The following is a 17,908-nucleotide window of genomic DNA, read 5'->3' on the forward strand; positions in this document are numbered from 1 at the left end:
CGGTGCCGCCGGGGAGCGAGGGGAGGCCGCGGACTGCGAGAGCAGTGAGGAGGGGGAGAGGGGAAAGGGCACGGAGAGCTCGGAGAGCGTAGAGAGCGCAGGCAGCGCAGGGAGCGCGGAGAGCTCGGAGGGGGCCGGGGTCGCCGAGGAACCCGCGTCTTCCGCGCCTTCCGAGGCTGCCTCCGCTGCCCCCGGACCGGCCTCGGAGACCGGCACCGACGAGGAAGCGCGGCGTGCGATGGCGGGAGACGGTGACCACGCGCGCGTGCGGGGTGAGAAGCGGGGGCGCGCCAGGGCGCGTGCCAAGGCCGACACCAGTACGAAAGGCAAGGTGATTGCCGACGTAAGGGTGAACGGCGAGACGAAAGTGACCCCTGACGCAGGTGTGAAGGCCGACACCGTGAAGGCCGACACCGGCGCGAAGGCCCGTGCCCCGAAGGCAGACACAGGCGTGATCGCCGACACCGTGAAGGCCGACCCGCGCGGGCAAGCGCGTGCGCAAGCCGACCCGCGCGGTCACACCGACCCGCGCGCCGAAGCCGACGACAGCTCCGCGCGCCGTACCGACGCCGAGCCCGCCTGGGACGACGGGCTGATCGCGCGGCGGGTCACCGAAGGGGCCGCCCCGGTCGAGCAGGCCGTCGTCGTGGAGACGCGGAGCGGCAAGTCGCAGGGGGTGACGCCGCTGGCGTACGACGGGTCGCTGCGGTCGCGGCTGGACGCGCTGCGTGAGCTGGTGGGGCTGTCGCGGACCCGGCTGGACAGCCGGACGCTCTCCGAGGCGGGCCGGGTGCTCGACGAGGCCGCCGCGCGGCGCCGCCTCTCCGGGCAGCACACGGTCGTCGCCATCGCCGGGGCCACCGGCAGCGGCAAGTCGCAGCTGTTCAACGCGCTCGCCGGAGTGACCATCTCGGAGACCGGCGTACGCCGTCCCACCACGGCCGCGCCCATCGCGTGCAGCTGGAGCGACGGCGCGGCGACCCTCATCGACCGGCTCGGCATCCCGCCCCGGCTGCGGCGGCGTCCCGCGCAGCACGCGGACGCCGAGGGGCAGCTGCGCGGCCTCGTCCTGGTGGATCTGCCGGACCTGGACTCGGCGGTCGTGCAGCACCGGGAGCAGGCGGACCGGGTACTGGCGCTGGTCGACGCGGTGATCTGGGTCGTCGACCCGGAGAAGTACGCCGACGCCGTCCTGCACGAGCGCTATCTGCGCTCCATGGCCGGGCACGCCGAGGTCATGTTCGTCGTCCTGAACCAGATCGACCGGCTGCCCGGCGAGGGGACCGAGCAGGTCCTCGACGACCTGCGGCGGTTGCTGGACGAGGACGGGGTCGCGCTCGGCGAGTACGAGGAGCCCGGCGCGACCGTGCTCGCGCTGTCCGCGCTGACCGGGGACGGCGTCGGGGAACTGCGCGAGGCGCTCGGTCAGTTCGTCGCCGAGCGGGGCGCGCCGGCCCGCCGGATCTCGGCCGACCTGGACGCCGCCGCGGGGCGGCTGCGGCCCTTGTACGCCACCGGCCGGCGCTGTGGGCTCAGCGAGCAGGCGCGGGACGAGTTCTCCGCGCGGCTCGCCGACGCGGTGGGCGCCACCGCGGCCGGGGAGGCGGCCGAGCGGGCATGGCTGCGCAACGCCAACCGGGCGTGCGGGACGCCCTGGCTGCGGCTGTGGCGGTGGTACCAGGGCCGGGGCGAACCGAACACGGGATCGGTGCTGCTGCGCGCCCAGGCGGACGAGGAGGCCACGGCCCGCCAGCGGGTCGAGCAGGCGGTGCGCACGGTGGCCGAACGCGCGGCGGCCGGACTGCCCGCGCCCTGGGCGCAGGCGGTGCGGGAGGCGGCGGTCCGGGGGGCGCAGGGGCTGCCCGAGGCGCTCGACCAGCTGGCGGCTCGGGCCGGGCTGCCGCCGGGGCGACCGCCTCGGCCCGGCTGGTGGCCGGTGGCCGTGCTGGCGCAGGCGTCCATGACGATCCTCCAGGTCCTCGGCGGACTGTGGCTGCTGGGGCAGATCATCGGGGTCATGTCACCGAATCTGGGGGTGCCGGTGCTGCTGATGCTGACCGGGATCGCCGGCGGCCCGGTGGTGGAGTGGAGCTGCCGGATGGCGGCACGCGGACCGGCCCGGCGGTACGGCATGGAGGCCGAACGAAGACTCCGTGAGGCGGCCGCCGGGTGCGGGCGGGCGCGGGTACTGGATCCGGTGGCCGCGGAATTGCTGCGGTACCGGGAGGTGCGCGAGCAGTACGGGCGGGTCGTGGGGGTGGGCGCCGGGGGGAGATGACGCTGAGACGACGCTTCCGGCGACACCCGTCGGTGCCGCGGGCGGGACGACCCCGTCACCCGTTCGGGTGGCGGGGTTTTCCACAGGTCGGGGGCGGTCCACAGGGCTCGGCGGGCTTCGCGGGACCGAGGCAGTCTGGCGGTGCGGCGATCGCGACGGACGCGGTCGCCGGACCAGACGCTGCCGTACGGGAGGGCCCGTACGAGGGAGGGGCTGACGATGAACGAGACGATCATCTGCGCGGTCGGCAACGTGGCGACGCCGCCGGCCTACCGGGAGCTGCCCACGGGGCCGTCCGTGCGGTTCCGGCTGGCGGTGACCGCGCGCTACCTGGACCGGGAGAAGAACACCTGGACCGACGGGCACACCAACTTCTTCACGGTGTGGGCCAACCGCCAGCTCGCCGTGAACGCGGGCGCCTCGCTGAACCTCGGTGACCCCGTCGTCGTCCAGGGCCGGCTGAAGGTGCGCACGGATGTGCGCGAGGGGCAGAGCCGGACCTCGGCGGACATCGACGCCATGGCGATCGGGCACGACCTGTCGCGCGGCACCGCGGCCTTCCGGCGGTCGGGCCGGGCCGAGGGCACCCCACCGCTGCCGGCACCGCGCCCCGAGCCCAACTGGGAGACCGTTCCGGCCGATTCGGCGTCGGCTGAGTCCGCGGACGAGCAACCACTCGCGAAGGCAGCCGCCGTGACGTGACGTCAGGTCGTGTACCGGACTGGCTGACCGAAGTGCGGCTTATCGGCGAGTGCGTGCCGAACGACCCGGTGGATTTGCCGGTAAGCCCTGCTCAAGCCCGCCCCGGCGATAACGATTCCGAGTCGGATCATGCCTCGGAAGGGATCACCGGGAAAGGCGGTGCGTCCGCGTCCCTAGGATGCCGGACATGGTTCTAGGGGTTTGACGACTCTGCTGGCGGGACCTCCCCCCACGTCAACGGGTCCTGCTCGAAGGGGAATTCTGTGTTTTCTTCGTTCTCCGCACGGTCCGCGTGCGGGCGAGGCGCGGCCGGGATCGCCGCCGTGACCCTGGTGTCCGGGCTCGCCCTGGCCGCCGTGACGGCCGGCGCCGGAGCCGCCGCGGCCGACGGCGGGGCGGGGCAGGCCCAGGGCGGGGCGACCGCCACCATCGGCGGCCTGAAGACGTACGGCGCCGCCGTGGTGCACACCGACGCCGGGGACCAGGAACTGTCGGCGGGCCTGTTCGAGATGTCCGTCGACGGCGGCGGCACCCTTCAGACCTACTGCGTCGACATCCACAACCCCACGCAGCGGGACGCCAAGTACCACGAGACCCCCTGGGGCGGCACGTCGCTGGGCGCCAACGAGGACGCCGGCCGCGTCCGCTGGATCCTGCAGAACTCCTACCCCCAGGTCAACGACCTCGCGGCGCTCGCGCGAAAGGCGGGCGTCCAGGGCGGCCTCACGGAACAGGACGCGGCGGCCGGCACCCAGGTGGCGATCTGGCGCTACTCGGACGGCGTGGACGTCGAGGCCGTCGACCCGCAGGCCGAGAAGCTGGCGGACTACCTGGAGGGCAACGCACGCGACGTCGCCGAGCCCGAGGCGTCCCTGACCCTGGACCCGCCCGCGCTCTCCGGCCTGCCCGGCGGGCTGCTCGGCCCGGTCACGGTGCGCACCACCGCGGACAGCGTCACCGTGACCCCGCCGGCCGACGCCACCACCACCGGCGTGCGGATCGTCGGCGCGGACGGTGAGGACGTCACCACCGCGAAGGACGGCAGCCGGCTGTTCTTCGAGGTGCCCGACGACGCGGTGGACGGTACGGCCGAGCTGGTCGTGCAGGCCTCCACCACCGTGCCGGTCGGGCGGGCCTTCGCCTCCGACAGCCGCAGCCAGACCCAGATCCTGGCGGGCTCCAGCGAGTCCACCGTCTCGGCGACGGCGAGCGCGACCTGGGCGGAGACGGGCGCCATACCGGCCCTGTCCGCGGCGGAGAACTGCGCCGAGGGCGGCGTCGACATCACCGCCGCCAACGCGGGCGACGCGCCCTTCACCTTCGAGCTGATGGGCATCGAGCACACCATCGCGGCCGGAGAGACCCGGACGGTGACGGTCCCGCTCCAGGAGGACCAGGCGTACGACTTCACGATCACCGGGCCCGGCGGTCACCAGGAGCGCTTCACCGGAGTCCTCGACTGCCGCACCCAGGCCGGTGAGGCCGACGAGGCCGGCACCACCACGCAGACCCTCGGCGAGCCGAGCCCCGCCACCGTCCCCGCACCCACCGAGGACGTGAACCTCGCCGCCACCGGCAGCTCCGGTGCCACGCCCCTGATCGGCGGCGTGGCCATCGGTCTCGTCGTGGTCGGCGGCGCGGCCCTGCTGCTGGTCCGCAAGAAGAAGGCCAAGGACTGATCACGGGTCCCGCGCCTCGCTCCTTGACATCTCGACAGTGGATTCCCCGGCGTCGGATTCCCGGACGCCGGATTCCTTGACACTGAGTGACACCGCGCTCACCCGCCGCCATGAGGTGTACGCCGCGCTCGGACGGGTTTCCGCCCGGGGGTGGCGGTGCGGCAAGATGGGGTGTATCTGCCCCCCTGCCTTCAAGCTGCCGGACGGTTTCTCTTGGCTGAGTTCATTTACACCATGCGCAAGGCGCGTAAGGCGCACGGCGACAAGGTGATCCTCGACGACGTCTCCCTGAACTTCCTTCCGGGAGCGAAGATCGGTGTCGTCGGGCCGAACGGTGCCGGTAAGTCGACCGTGCTGAAGATCATGGCCGGCTTGGAGCAGCCCTCCAACGGTGACGCCTTCCTCGCCCCCGGTTACAGCGTCGGCATCCTGCTGCAGGAGCCCCCGCTCAACGAGGAGAAGACCGTCCTGGAGAACGTCCAGGAGGGTGTCGGCGAGATCAAGGGCAAGCTCGACCGGTTCAACGAGATCGCCGAGCAGATGGCGACGGACTACTCCGACGCCCTGCTCGAGGAGATGGGCAAGCTCCAGGAGGAGCTGGACCACGCCAACGCCTGGGACCTCGACGCCCAGCTCGAGCAGGCCATGGACGCCCTGGGCTGCCCGCCCGGCGACTGGCCCGTCACCAACCTCTCCGGTGGTGAGCGCCGCCGTGTCGCGCTGTGCAAGCTGCTCCTGGAGCAGCCCGACCTGCTGCTGCTCGACGAGCCCACCAACCACCTCGACGCCGAGTCGGTGAACTGGCTGGAGCAGCACCTCGCCCAGTACCCGGGCACCGTCGTCGCCATCACCCACGACCGGTACTTCCTCGACAACGTCGCCGGTTGGATCTGCGAGATCGACCGCGGCCGCCTCCACGGCTACGAGGGCAACTACTCCAAGTACCTGGAGACGAAGGCCTCCCGTCTGAAGGTCGAGGGCCAGAAGGACGCCAAGCGGCAGAAGCGGCTCAAGGAAGAGCTGGAGTGGGTCCGCTCCAACGCCAAGGGCCGCCAGGCCAAGTCCAAGGCGCGTCTGGCCCGCTACGAGGAGATGGCTGCCGAGGCCGACAAGATGCGGAAGCTGGACTTCGAGGAGATCCAGATCCCGCCGGGCCCCCGTCTGGGCAACGTGGTCGTCGAGGTCAACAACCTCAGCAAGGCCTTCGGTGACAAGGTCCTCGTCGACGACCTCAGCTTCACCCTGCCGCGCAACGGCATCGTCGGCGTCATCGGCCCGAACGGCGCCGGCAAGACCACGCTGTTCAAGATGATCCAGGGCCTGGAGGAGCCGGACTCCGGGTCGATCAAGGTCGGCGAGACCGTGAAGATCTCGTACGTCGACCAGAGCCGCGAGAACATCGACCCCAAGAAGACGCTGTGGGCCGTCGTCTCCGACGAGCTGGACTACATCAACGTCGGCCAGGTCGAGATGCCCTCGCGGGCGTACGTCTCGGCGTTCGGCTTCAAGGGCCCGGACCAGCAGAAGCCGGCCGGTGTGCTCTCCGGCGGTGAGCGCAACCGGCTGAACCTGGCGCTGACCCTCAAGCAGGGCGGCAACCTGCTGCTCCTCGACGAGCCGACCAACGACCTCGACGTCGAGACGCTGTCCAGCCTGGAGAACGCGCTGCTGGAATTCCCCGGCTGCGCCGTCGTCGTCTCCCACGACCGCTGGTTCCTCGACCGCGTCGCCACGCACATCCTCGCCTACGAGGGCGACTCCAAGTGGTTCTGGTTCGAGGGCAACTTCGAGTCCTACGAGAAGAACAAGATCGAGCGGCTGGGTCCGGACGCCGCGCGTCCGCACCGCGCCACCTACAAGAAGCTGACCCGGGGCTGATCTTGCGGCACATCTACCGCTGCCCGCTGCGCTGGGCGGACATGGACGCGTACGGCCACGTCAACAACGTGGTGTTCCTCCGCTACCTGGAAGAAGCACGTATCGACTTCCTGTTCCGCCCGGACAAGGATTTCAAGCAGGGGTCCGTGGTGGCACGCCATGAGATCGACTACAAGCGGCAGCTCGTCCACCGGCACGAGCCGGTGGACATCGAGCTGTGGGTCACCGAGATCAGGGCGGCGTCCTTCACCCTCACCTACGAGGTGAAGGACGGCGACCAGATCTACGTCCGCGCGTCGACGGTGATCGTGCCGTTCGACTTCGAACATCAGCGGCCGCGCCGGATCACCGCGGAGGAGCGGGAGTTCCTCGAGGAGTACCTGGAGGCCGAGGAGGAGGCCGTCGCCGCATGACGGTGCTCCATCTCGCCGACGAGGGGGAGGCGGCGGATCTCGCCGCCTTCCTCTCCAGGCTGCTCCACTACGACCGTGGAGCCGCGGTGCGCCTCCAGGCGGCGGGCACCGCGCTCGCCGTCTTCGGACGGCCACCGTCCTTCGAGGTCCTCGCGATCCGTGCGGTGCGGCTCGCCAAGCCGTACGAGAACGGGCTCGACGTGACGCTGGACGTCACCGTGTCCGCCGGTGAGCTCCTGGAGGCCGTGGACGAGAAGGCGGCCACGGCCGCCGTGCCCAGCGCGGTGACCGGGCCGCCGTGGGCGGGTGTGCTGCCGCCGCGCGGCGGCTGGCAGGCGGAGCCCGGACTGCCGGCGACGGACGCGCTGCGCGCGATGGTCGCCGCCGGGGTCGGCGAGTTCCGGTCCCGCACGGGGGAACTCGCGCCCGAGGCGCGTACCCGGGCCGAGCTGGACCGGATCGGCCGGGAGATCTGGTCCCGGACCGTCGGCGCGACCAGGCTGCCGGTGCGGGCCGTGCACGCGGCCCAGTCGCTGGGCTTCCTGCGGCCGGTTCCCGGCGCCGAGGAGCCTGCGCTGCTCTCGTCCGGGGCGTGGCTGCGGCTGCGGACGCCGTACGGCTCGATCGCCGTACGCCGCGCGGGGCTCGGGACACTCGGCGTCAGCGTGCGCTGAGGGCGGCGGCCCCGGGACGCCCCGGCCACCGCCCCATTGGCTCAGTCGGCCGTGCGCAGCTGGCCGTGCTCAGACGGCCGTGCTCAGCTGGCCGTGCTCAACCGGCCGTGTTCACCATCGACGCCGCCGCGTACGTCAGGTAGTTCCACAGCGTGTGCTCGTGCTCCTCGGACAGGCCCAGCTCGTCCACGGCGACCCGCATGTGCTTCAGCCAGGCGTCGTGCGCCGCGCGGTCCACGGTGAAGGGGGCGTGCCGCATCCGCAGCCGGGGGTGGCCGCGGTTCTCGCTGTACGTCGTGGGACCGCCCCAGTACTGGATCAGGAAGAGCGCCAGACGCTCCTCCGCGGGGCCAAGGTCCTCCTCGGGATACATCGGCCGCAGGATCGGGTCCTCGGCCACTCCCTCGTAGAAACGGTGGACCAGCCGGCGGAAGGTCTCCTCCCCGCCGACCTGCTCGTAGAAGGTCTGCTCCTGAAGCGTGCCACGCCGAATCTCATTCACGTCCCCCATGGTCTCAGACCGGACGACCGAGGACTCGAGGCTTAGGACCTCCCCTCGCCTCGCGGACCTGCGATGCTCGCCTCGCGCTGTGATCCGCAGCACAGTGGACCCATGGGTGCGCACACTCGGGACACGGACTGGGACGAACTCGCCGCCGCCGCGCGGGCCGCGCTGGTGCGGGAGATCGAGGCGAGCGGTGCCTGGGCCGAGGACCCGGTGTGGCGGGAGGCGTTCGCTCAGGTGCCACGGCATCTGTTCGTGCCGTACTACTACGTCGCCGGGGAGCGCGGCTTCGAGCGGCGCTGGGGTGAGCATCCGGATCCGGAGGCGCGGGAGCAGTGGCTGCGCGGCGCGTACGTCGACACACCGCTGGCGATCCGGCTGCGCGACGGGGAGCTGCTGTCGTCCAGCAGCCAGCCCTCCCTCATGGCCCTGATGCTGGCCGCGCTGCGGGTCGAGGACGGCGACCGGGTCCTGGAGATCGGCGCCGGCAGCGGCTACAACGCGGCACTGCTCGCGCACCGGCTCGGCGACGACGACCTCGTCACCACCGTCGACCTGGACCCTGAGATCAGCGAGTCCGCCCGACGGCATCTGGACGCCGCCGGGCACCACCCGGTCGTCGTCACCGGTGACGGGGCCCGCGGGGTGCCGGAGCGGGCGCCCTTCGACCGGATCATCGCCACCTGCGCGCTGCCGTCGATCCCGCGCACCTGGCTCGCCCAGTGCCGCCCCGGAGGCCTGATCCTGACCCCGCTCGCCACCGGGCTGGTCCTGCTGACGGTCCGGGACGCCGGGCAGGCCGAGGGCCCCTTCCTGCAGACGCCCGCCTTCTTCGTGCCACTGCGCGGCGGCGGCCGGGGCGGGGCCGAGCCGGCGGGGCTGGGCGCGGTGCCGCGCCGGGGCCGCGACGACGACCTGTTCCGGTTCCTGTACGTCCTCACGCGCGGCAGCCTCGATCCGCAGGAGGCGTACGCGCTGTGGGAGCGCGAGGGCCGGCCGGGCCGTGAGCGCTACGGCGTCACCGTCACCGGCGACGGGCAGTGGGCCTGGCTGGACGACCCGGAGGGGCCGTACGCCTGGCCCCTCCAGCTATGAACCGCCGTTTCGGCTCTCGTCAGCCGCGCCGGACGGTGATCGTCGTCCAGGCGCCCACATGCACCCGGTCACCGTCCTGGAGCGGCACCGGGACGAACGGCTGGATCGGCTCCTCGGAGCCGTTGACCGTGGTGCCGTTCGTCGAGTTCTGGTCGACGACCGCCCAGCTGCCGTCCGGCTGCTGCACCAGCACCGCGTGCTGGTGCGAGACACCCGGGTCCTCCGGCGGGACCGACAGGTCGATGTCGGGGGTGTCGCCGGTGGAGTGGCGGCGGCGGCCGATGGTGACCTGGTTGCCGGTGAGGGCGCGCTGCTGCTCCGGCGAGTACGCGGGCAGGTTCAGGCCCGCGGCCTCGGGGCCGGAGCGCTGCATCATCGCCATGAAGTACTCGCGGTCCGGGCCGATCGTCGCCGTCCAGGTCACCGGGCCCTGCGGGGCGGCCGGGCCGGGCGGCGGCGGTGCCTGGGTCGCACCGGGGTGCGGGTAGCCGTAGCCGCCGGGCTGACCGGGAGCACCCGGACCGCCGGGACCACCGGGGCCGTTCGGCGCGCCGGTGCCGGACGGCGGGGAGATCACCCAGTCGTCGCCACCGCCGCCGAAGGACGGGCCACCGGGCTGCGGACGTCCCGGCTCCTGTGGGAAGGCGGGCGGGGCAGGCGGACCGGAGGGGCCGCCGGGACCGGGCTGATGGAACGCCTGCGGCGCGCCGCCCGTCGCACCCGGGCCACCGGGAACGCCAGGACCGCCCGGACCGCCATGACCACCCGGGGCGCCGGGCGGCTGCGGGACGGGGCGGGACGGGTCCGCGCCGAAGCCGGGCGGCGGGCCGGCCTGGCCGGGGATGGAGGGACCACCGGGACGCTCACCGAAGGGCGAGCCGGGGCCGCCAGGAGCGCCGGGACCAGGGCCGCCGGGGCCGCCCGGACCGCCGAAGCCGCCGGGGCCACCGGGACCGGAAGGCGCCCCCGGACCACCCGGGCCACCGGGACCGCCGGGAGCACCCGGCGCACCGAAACCACCGGGCCCGCCAGGACCACCGGGACCGCCAGGCCCAGCGGGACCGGGGAACCCACCAGGTCCGCCAGGCCCACCGGGAGCACCGGGACCCCCAGCACCAGGCGGCATACCAGGAGCACCGGGCGCACCCGGACGCCCCGGACCCGCGCCCGGTCCGCCCGGCTCACCCGCGAAGTGCGGGCCCGGAGGGATCGGCTCGGCGGGCCGGTTCACCTGGGACGGCCGGGAGCCCTGGTACTCGTACTGGTCGGTGCCGCCGTACGACGGCGGGCCGGGCGGCCGCTGGAAGCGCGGGTCGGGGCCGGGCCCGGAGCCGGGCGCCGGCGGGCGCGGGGCGGCCGGGGTGTACGAGGTCGCGGTGTTGGTGAGGAAGTTCCACCGGCACTCCTCGCAGAACGGCGCGCCGCCCTCGCGGGGCGTACGGCACTGCGGGCACAGCTCCGGCTGCGCGTTCGGGCCGGGAGCCGGGCCGCCGCCCGCGGGCGGCGGGAAGCCGTAGCCGCCACCGCCGGGAGACGGCGGCGGAGGCGGGGGCACGGCACCGGCCATGCGGTGACCGCAGACCTCGCACCAGTCGTCGGAACCCGACTGGTGTCCGTTCGGGCAGGTCGGCATGTCGGCGCTTCCCCCTCTCCTTTTCCGGTCGTTCTGACCGGATTTCTCCAACCCCAAGGGGGTCGGGCTCGTGGCTCTTTACGTCACTTCTTTACACGAACAGTCTTTGTCGACCGGGTTTCGAGAGTCATCTCGTCGGCCTCCGCGACCTTCGCCTTCAGTCGCACAGTACCTGTCGCGGCGTCGACCACGTCCACCACCTTCGCAAGGAGTTTCGCAGTGTCCGCGTTTCCGGAGGCGCCGGCGAGCTGAACCGCGCGACCCAGTTTGGCCGTTGCTCCGTCGATGTCTCCCGATTTGCGCAGATCGAGCCCTTCTTGGATGACCTGGGCGAGTTCCGCCTGTCCCGTGTAGTGGGCGACCTGGGGGTTGATCGACGTGGACGCGGCCATGTCGTCGGTCCACACGGCCCGTACGAGACCCTGCGCGCCCAGGTTCTGCGCCGTTCCGTCGGAGGACTGCGGGATCACCAGCGAGACCCGCGCCGCCAGCATCTCCTGGCCGATGTTCGCGGCCGGGACCTCGACGCATACGTGGTAGTCGCGGGACTCGTCCCCCCAGGAACCGGTGGGGTAGTCCCCGGCGCGCGGGCCCGCCTCGGTGCGCCGGCCGGTCAAGTCCTCCACCGTCGGTGCGACTTGCTTGACGAACTTGATGGTCGTGCCGACCGGCGTCCACAGCCGCAGCGCGACATCCGCGACCTCCTTGCCCATCGCGGTTTCCATCATCCGGGTGAAGTCGGCGGCGAGGCCGGCCGGATCGGCGACGATGTCGGCGCTGCCGAGGAGGGCGGAGGCGATGCCTGTGACTTCTTTCACTTCCCAGTCGGTGCCCACGCCGCGGGCGTCACAGGTGAAACGCCCGGCGCAGGACTCCAGGGCGGCCTTCAGGTCCTCCGGTGACTCGTGCTCATTGCGGCCGTCGGTGAGCAGGATGCCGTGCCGGATGGCCACGTCCGCCGCGGACAGCAGGCGGTCGGCGAGCCGCAGCCAGGTGCCGATGGCCGTACCGCCGCCCGCGCTCAGTTTGCGCAGGGCCTGCTTGGCCTGTTCGCGGGTGGTGGGATCGGCGACGGCGAGGCGGCCGCCGCCCGGATAGACCTCCTTGGCCACGTGGGTGCCGCCGATCACCGCGAAGTGCACTCCGTCGCGCAGGGTGTCGATGGCGGCGGCCGTCGCGTCCCGCGCGTTGCGCATCTTGGTCGGCGGATAGTCCATCGAGCCCGAGCAGTCGACCATGATCGCCACGGCCGCGGACGGACCGTGGCCGGGCGGGTAGAGGTGCGGTGCCGTGACGGCGCTGCCGATGGTGCCGCCGCCGGTCGCGGTCACCGTGACGATCGCGTTGACCTCCCGGCCGCCCTCCGGGAGGTACTCGTTCTGGTACACGTCGACCGAGAACTGCGGCACGTTCGACTTCGACAAATTGGCCATGCGTACTCGAATCCCCCTTGCGACCCCGCCGGAGCGGGGTGACGACTAAGGCCGGACCGGTCCCCTCCGGTCCGTCGAGGCTTCCCCGTCTCGCTCAAGGCCTCAGGCGGATCCTGCCCCCTGCGGCGGGGCCGGGAACGGCAGGACGGCCACTGTTACGTTGTCGTGGCCGCCGCCGTCCAGGGCGTGGCCGACCAGGACCCGCGCGCTGTGCAGCGGCCGGGCGGCGGCGTCGAGAGGGAGGACGTCGGCCATCTCCTCGGCCGCCTCCGCGTAGTTCCACAGGCCGTCCGTGCACACCACGACCACGCCGGGCCGGTCCGGCTTGAAGGAAGCGGTGTGCGGCTCCAGTTCGTAGGCGTCCGCGCCGAGCCAGCCGGTGATCGCGTGGGCGCGCTCGTCGGCGTACGCCTCCGCCTCGTTCATCAGGCCCGCGGCGACCATCTGCGCCGCCCAGGAGTCGTCCTCGGTGAGCCGGGCCGCCGGGGCGCCGCGGTCCAGCGGCACCCAGTAGGCGCGGCTGTCGCCGACCCAGCCGACCACCAGCAGACCGGCGGTGACGACCGCGCCGACGAGGGTGCAGGCCGGGGCGTTCTGGTGCGGGGCGTGCTCGCGGGCCGTGGCGGGTTCCTCGGCCAGCGAGTTGACCGCCTGGGAGGCGGCGACGATCGCCTCGTGCATGGCCTGCTGCGGGTGGGTGCCCTGCGGCAGCGCGGCGAGCAGCGCGGCGCCGGCCGCCCGGGACGCGGCGAGGGAGGCGTCGTCCGGGCGGGTCGCCGAGGAGACGCCGTCGCAGACGATCGCCACGGTGGCGGGAGAGCCGTCCGGGAGCGCGGTGGTGCCGATGGAGAACGCGTCCTCGTTGCGGTGGTGGCGCAGGCCGCGGTCGCTGACGGCGGCGACCGGGCCGGACTCCTGCTCCATGTGGTCGCGTTCGCGGGGCTGGGCGTGGCCGCAGTTCTCGCAGTAGCCGTCGTCGTCGACGCGTCCGGTCCGGCAGGCGACGCACACCTTGGCGGGCTCGGCGGGCGGCACGGGGTGCGCGGGCGCCGCCTCAAAGACCCGCGGGTCCGGGGCCTGGAGCGGGTAGTCGTCGGGCTCGGTGGCACGCCGGTCGAAGCGGACACCGGAGGCGGGGGCAGTGCTGTACGGGTCGGCCGGCGCCGCCGGCGGGGTGGCCGGGGGCACGGCCGGCTCGCCGGAGCCGGGGTTCGGCACGTCACCCGCGGCACCGGGCCGGTCGGCGGACCCGGCCGGGTGCGGAGCGGGGGCGCCGGAGGGGGGCGGTGGGCCGTACCCGGCAGGCGCCGGACCGCTTCCGGTGGCCGCCGTGCCGTACCGGGGCGTCGAGCCGTCCGGCGCGGGCGGTGTCCCGTAGCCGGCGGAGGCCGGGCCGCCGTATTCGGGCGTCGGGCCGTTTCCGGGCTGCGGCACGCCGTAACCCGGCGTCGGGCCGTTCCCGGCCTGCGGCACGCCGTAACCCGGCGCCGAGCCCTCCCCAGGCTGCGGCACGCCGTAAGCCTCCCCTGCGTTCGCCGGGCCGTACCCGGATGCCGAGTTCTCCCCGACGGGCGGTGGGCCGTACGCCGGGGCGGAGCCGTCGCCCGTGCGGGGGACGGCCGTCGCGGCGGGCGGGCTCTGCTGCGGCAGGGGCGGTACGGCCGACAGGTCGTACCCGCACACCTCGCAGTAACGGTCACCCGGTACCAGCGGTTCGGCGCAGCTCGGGCACTGCGTCAGGGCGGCCTGCCGGGGCGGCATCTGGGACATCAACTACACCCACGTCCGGGGGCGGTAACGATTGGCACGTTCCACCAGGTCGATCCTCTCCTCGCCGCCTCGCGCCAGCCGGGCCAGCGTGCGGTACGAACGCTCCAGGCCGAAACGCAGGCCTCGTTCGTCCAGTTCGCTGCCGAGCAGTGTCCGTCCCCCGGCGGCGGGGAGGACGGAACCCTGGCCACCGGAGAGTATCCAGTCCAGGGCACAGCCGAGCACTTCCGTGGCCAACTGCTCGCGCCGCGTCGGGTCCAGACCGTACGCGTCGAGCGCCTCGACCTGACCGGCGGCTGCGGTCAGATCGTCCAGGAAGGGTACGTCGGAGGCGGTCGCGGTGCGCTGCCGCAGCCGGGCGCGGACGGCGGCGACGCGGGCGGCCGTGTAGTGGATGGACGACTCCGGCACCGACTCCAACGTCCGTACGGCGCCCCGCCGGTCACCGGAGGCGAGCTGCACCCGGGCCAGTCCGAACGCGGCGCTCACACAGCTCGGGTCGGTCGACCACACCAGCCGGTAGTACTCGGCCGCGTTGTCCAACTGGCCCAGCACCTCGGCGCACAGGCCGAGGGCGAGCTTGGGGGCGGTCTCGCCGGGGAACGCGTCGTAGATCGCGTCGAAGGCGAGCGCGGCGCCCTCGTGATCCCCGGTCACCAGCGCGGCGACACCCCGGTACCAGACGACCCGCCAGTCGTCGGGGCGTTCCGCCTCCAGCGCGGCCAGGACGTTCAGCGCGGCCGCCGTGTCGCCGTTCTCCAGGAGCGCGCGGACCTGCCGCAGCCGGGTCTCGGCCGACTGCGCCGGTACGGCGGTCAGCGCGGCGATCAGCTCGGCCGTCGCGGACGTCAGCAGACCCGCCAGGAAACCGGCGTTGGGGTCGCCCGGGTCGACGTGCGGGACGGGCAGGGCGAGCGCGGAGGAGGGAGTCTGTACGGGCTTGACCAGCGCCGGGGCGAGGCCAGTCACCGCCGCGACAACGGGCGCAGCCGCCACCACGCCCGCCGCCGCGGGCGCACCGCGCCGCGACCGCACCGCCCGCGCCCCCAGCCGCGACACCTCCCCGTCCAGCGCGGGGAACAACTCGCTGTCCGTCACCCGCAGTTCCGGGCCGAACAGCGTCGACAGAGCGGGCCGCGCGCGTCCCGTCTGGAGGGACACGACCTCGCGCAGCACGCCGGTCAGCTGCTCCGCCATCTCCTGCGCGGAGGCGAACCTGCGGGCCGGGTCGGGATCGGTGGCGCGGACCAGGAGGCGGTAGAAGGACTCGTACTGCCGGAAGACGTCGATGGTGTCGGGGTCGGGCAGGGAGTCGGCGTAGACGTTGGTGTAGCCCTGGAAGTCGAAGGTCAGCACGGCGAGGGTGCGGCCGACCGTGTACAGGTCACTGGCGACCGACGGGCCGACCTCCGCGACCTCCGGCGCCTGGTAGCCGACCGTGCCGTAGATCGCGGACTCGTCGTCGTCCATGCGGCGCACCGCGCCCATGTCGATCAGCTTGAGCTGGTCCTCGGTCTGGATGGCGTTGTCGACCTTGAAGTCGCAGTACAGCAGGTTGCGGCTGTGCAGATGGCCGAGGGCCTCCAGCGCCTCGATGCCGTACGCGCAGGCCTGCTCCACCGGCAGCGGGTCGCGGCGGCCCTCCGGGGTGCGGCGGGCGTTGGCTATCTCCTTCAGGGACTTGCCGCCGACGTACTCCATCACGATGTACCCGTCCAGCGAGCCGGTGCGCTGGTCCAGGTGCTCGACGAAGTTGTAGATCCGCACGATGTTCGCGTGCTCGATCTCCGCGAGGAACCGCCGCTCGGAGATCGCCGCCGCCATCGCGTCCTGGTCGCCGGTGTCCAGCAGGCCCTTGAGGACCACCCAGCGGTCGGAGACCGCACGGTCCACGGCCAGGTAGATCCAGCCGAGGCCGCCGTGCGCCAGACAGCCCGCCACCTCGTACTGGCCGTGCACGATGTCGCCGGAGCGCAGCTTCGGCACGAAGGAGTACGGGTGACCGCACTTGGTGCAGAAGCCCTCCGTACGGCCGGGCCGGTCGCCCCGCGCGCGGCCCACCGGCGCCCCGCAGTCCGAGCGGGAGCAGAACCGCTTGCGCTCCGGCACCTCCGGGTTCTCCAGGACCATCGCCCGCGGGTCGGGGCGCGGCACGTCCGGCACCTGGACCAGGCCCGCGCCGAGCCGCCCGCGCCCGCTGGACGCGGAGGCGGAGCCGGAGCTGCGCACCGACACCGAGCGGCTGGTGGACCGGCCCGACACGGAGCGCGAGAGCCGCCCCGACACCGAGCGCCGGGACTTCGACGACTGCGACGACGTACGCGAGCTGCCCCGGCTGCCGGAGCGGGCGCTGCCGCTGCCCGCGGAGCCCCGGCCGCCGCCGCCCGTCACGCCCGTCGGCGGCGAGCCGACCATGCCGGTCGCCGACACGACCGGCGCCAGGCCGCAGGTGTCGCAGTACAGTTCGCCGCCGCCGACGTCCTCGTACGTCCCCGAGCAGTCGGGGCGCTGGCAGGCGTGCGACGCCTCGGTCATGACGCATCCCCCCTCTGGTCCACGGGCCCGCCCTGCCCCGGTACGCGCGGGGCGCCGAGCAGTTCGGCCGCCGCCTGCTGGTAGCGCAGCACCGCCTGTTCGGCGACGCGCAGGTCGCAGGGCGCGCTCCACAGCATGCGGCGCGCCGCGTCGTACCGCTCCACCAGCAGCGGGTCCTCCGCCAGGCCGTGCCGGGCCACCTTCGCCTTGTACGCGTCGAGCCGGCCGCGCAGTTCGGCGCGGACCGCGAGCGGCGCGGTGACCGCGGTCAACGACTCGCGGGCGCGCAGCAGTTCGTCCTCCGCCTTCTGCTCCAGGGACTCAAGGAGCGGGGAGAGGCGGTGCCACTGCGCCTGTCTGCGGTACTCGGCGGCGGTCGCCAGCTGCTCCTGCAGCACGGTCGGCGGGCCGCTGACCACGGGCACCTCCGTCGCCGCGATCTTCGCCAGGACCTCGCCGCGCGCGGTGCGCGCCTCGGCGAGCGTGCGGTCCGCGCGGGACAGCAGGTCCCGCAGCCTGATCAGGCGCTGCTCGGCGTCCTGGCGGACCGTGAGCACCGCGTCGATCTCCCGGCGCACCTCCTCCAGGGCGCGCGCCTCCCGGTCGTACACCGTCGTGTCGGGCTTGCCGCCGCCCGGCGCGGAGCTGCCCTCGGCGGGCTTCCAGTAGGCCAGCGGGTCGGACACCACCTGCTCGCGCAGCTTCTTCAGCGTGCGCGTGATGCGTTCCAGGTCGTCGCCGGAGGGGTGTTCGCCGGGGCGGACGCCGACCGAGTGGGCGAGCGTGCGGGTGCGCTGGAGTTCGGCGGCGAGTAAATCGATCCTGGCGGGCAGCGCGGACCACACCGCGTCGGCGGCGACCACCATGTCCAGCGAGGCCGCGTACAGCTCGTTCATCCGGTCGACGAGCGCGGCCAGCGAGAAGTGGTCGCTGAGCCGGCCCGTGCCGCCGGCGACGGTGACCGACTCGCCGCGCAGCAGCTCGGTCAGCTCCACCAGGTCGTCACGGCTGGACCAGCGACGGCGGGAGCGGATCTCCCGGGCGCTGCGCAGGGCGGCCGTGTAGGCGTCGAAGTACGTCCACAGCAGGGTGATCGCCGCCTCGGTGGCGGCCCAGCGTTCCCGGGTGACGCCGGTGAGTTCGGCGCCTTCCAGGAGCCGGCGGCCCGCGTGGTCCTGGAGGGCGAGCAGGGAGGTCTCTATCGCCTCGTGCTCCGCACCGAGCCGCGCCAGCGCACGGTCCACCTCGTCCCTGTCCATGACCGGACCGGAGGTTCCCGTGACGCCCATCGATCACCTCTCGTGTGGTGGTTG

The 17,908-nt window shown here is 73.3% G+C and carries 13 protein-coding genes; 7 read left to right on the forward strand and 6 right to left on the reverse strand.

Annotation, left to right across the window (positions count from 1 at the left end; genetic code table 11):
• Nucleotides 1-367 precede the first annotated feature (367 nt).
• The 6 genes from AMK31_RS01610 to AMK31_RS01635 all read left to right on the forward strand — a co-directional run bounded on the left by AMK31_RS01610 (nucleotide 368) and on the right by AMK31_RS01635 (nucleotide 7,624).
• On the forward strand, nucleotides 368-2,278 hold the full coding sequence (locus tag AMK31_RS01610) for a GTPase (RefSeq protein WP_385310545.1): 1,911 nt from the start codon (nucleotides 368-370) through the stop codon (nucleotides 2,276-2,278).
• Between the two features lie 219 nt (nucleotides 2,279-2,497).
• Nucleotides 2,498-2,980, forward strand: a complete 483-nt coding sequence (locus tag AMK31_RS01615) for a single-stranded DNA-binding protein (protein ID WP_073938442.1) — start codon at nucleotides 2,498-2,500, stop codon at nucleotides 2,978-2,980.
• A gap of 263 nt (nucleotides 2,981-3,243) precedes the next feature.
• Nucleotides 3,244-4,659, forward strand: coding sequence for a Cys-Gln thioester bond-forming surface protein (locus AMK31_RS01620; RefSeq protein WP_073938443.1), 1,416 nt, complete (start codon nucleotides 3,244-3,246; stop codon nucleotides 4,657-4,659).
• A 213-nt stretch (nucleotides 4,660-4,872) separates the two neighbouring features.
• Nucleotides 4,873-6,537: an energy-dependent translational throttle protein EttA gene (ettA, locus tag AMK31_RS01625; RefSeq protein ID WP_073938444.1), complete on the forward strand. Its 1,665-nt coding sequence runs from the start codon at nucleotides 4,873-4,875 to the stop codon at nucleotides 6,535-6,537.
• A gap of 2 nt (nucleotides 6,538-6,539) precedes the next feature.
• Complete coding sequence (locus AMK31_RS01630) at nucleotides 6,540-6,950, forward strand: acyl-CoA thioesterase (protein WP_073938445.1); 411 nt, start codon at nucleotides 6,540-6,542, stop codon at nucleotides 6,948-6,950.
• Nucleotides 6,947-7,624 carry a hypothetical protein gene (locus AMK31_RS01635; protein ID WP_073938446.1) on the forward strand — a complete coding sequence of 226 codons (678 nt, stop codon included), beginning with the start codon at nucleotides 6,947-6,949 and terminating at the stop codon, nucleotides 7,622-7,624. The genes AMK31_RS01630 and AMK31_RS01635 overlap by 4 nt, the downstream gene beginning before the upstream one ends.
• Before the next feature lie 97 nt (nucleotides 7,625-7,721).
• Here the strand turns inward: AMK31_RS01635 and AMK31_RS01640 are convergent, their stop codons facing one another.
• Nucleotides 7,722-8,135 carry a globin gene (locus AMK31_RS01640; RefSeq protein WP_073938447.1) on the reverse strand — a complete coding sequence of 138 codons (414 nt, stop codon included), beginning with the start codon at nucleotides 8,133-8,135 and terminating at the stop codon, nucleotides 7,722-7,724.
• Nucleotides 8,136-8,237: 102 nt separating this feature from the next.
• Here AMK31_RS01640 and AMK31_RS01645 point away from each other — a divergent pair, with 102 nt between their 5' ends.
• The gene (locus AMK31_RS01645; RefSeq protein ID WP_073938448.1) at nucleotides 8,238-9,224 is read left to right on the forward strand and encodes a methyltransferase domain-containing protein; all 987 of its coding nucleotides are present in this window, start codon (nucleotides 8,238-8,240) and stop codon (nucleotides 9,222-9,224) included.
• Nucleotides 9,225-9,243: 19 nt separating this feature from the next.
• Here AMK31_RS01645 and AMK31_RS01650 read toward each other — a convergent pair whose 3' ends face one another.
• From AMK31_RS01650 to AMK31_RS01670, 5 genes are all read right to left on the reverse strand, one after another.
• The gene (locus tag AMK31_RS01650) at nucleotides 9,244-10,857 is read right to left on the reverse strand and encodes an FHA domain-containing protein (protein WP_073938449.1); all 1,614 of its coding nucleotides are present in this window, start codon (nucleotides 10,855-10,857) and stop codon (nucleotides 9,244-9,246) included.
• Nucleotides 10,858-10,940: 83 nt separating this feature from the next.
• Nucleotides 10,941-12,290, reverse strand: a complete 1,350-nt coding sequence (locus AMK31_RS01655) for a vWA domain-containing protein (protein WP_073938450.1) — start codon at nucleotides 12,288-12,290, stop codon at nucleotides 10,941-10,943.
• Between the two features lie 102 nt (nucleotides 12,291-12,392).
• The gene (locus tag AMK31_RS01660; protein ID WP_073938451.1) at nucleotides 12,393-14,060 is read right to left on the reverse strand and encodes a protein phosphatase 2C domain-containing protein; all 1,668 of its coding nucleotides are present in this window, start codon (nucleotides 14,058-14,060) and stop codon (nucleotides 12,393-12,395) included.
• 3 nt (nucleotides 14,061-14,063) lie between these two features.
• Nucleotides 14,064-16,595: a serine/threonine-protein kinase gene (locus AMK31_RS01665; RefSeq protein WP_073938452.1), complete on the reverse strand. Its 2,532-nt coding sequence runs from the start codon at nucleotides 16,593-16,595 to the stop codon at nucleotides 14,064-14,066.
• On the reverse strand, nucleotides 16,592-17,884 hold the full coding sequence (locus AMK31_RS01670; protein WP_073938453.1) for a hypothetical protein: 1,293 nt from the start codon (nucleotides 17,882-17,884) through the stop codon (nucleotides 16,592-16,594). The genes AMK31_RS01665 and AMK31_RS01670 overlap by 4 nt, the downstream gene beginning before the upstream one ends.
• Nucleotides 17,885-17,908 lie beyond the last annotated feature (24 nt).

This window comes from Streptomyces sp. TSRI0107 (assembly GCF_001905845.1).
Taxonomy (GTDB): Bacteria; Actinomycetota; Actinomycetes; order Streptomycetales; family Streptomycetaceae; genus Streptomyces.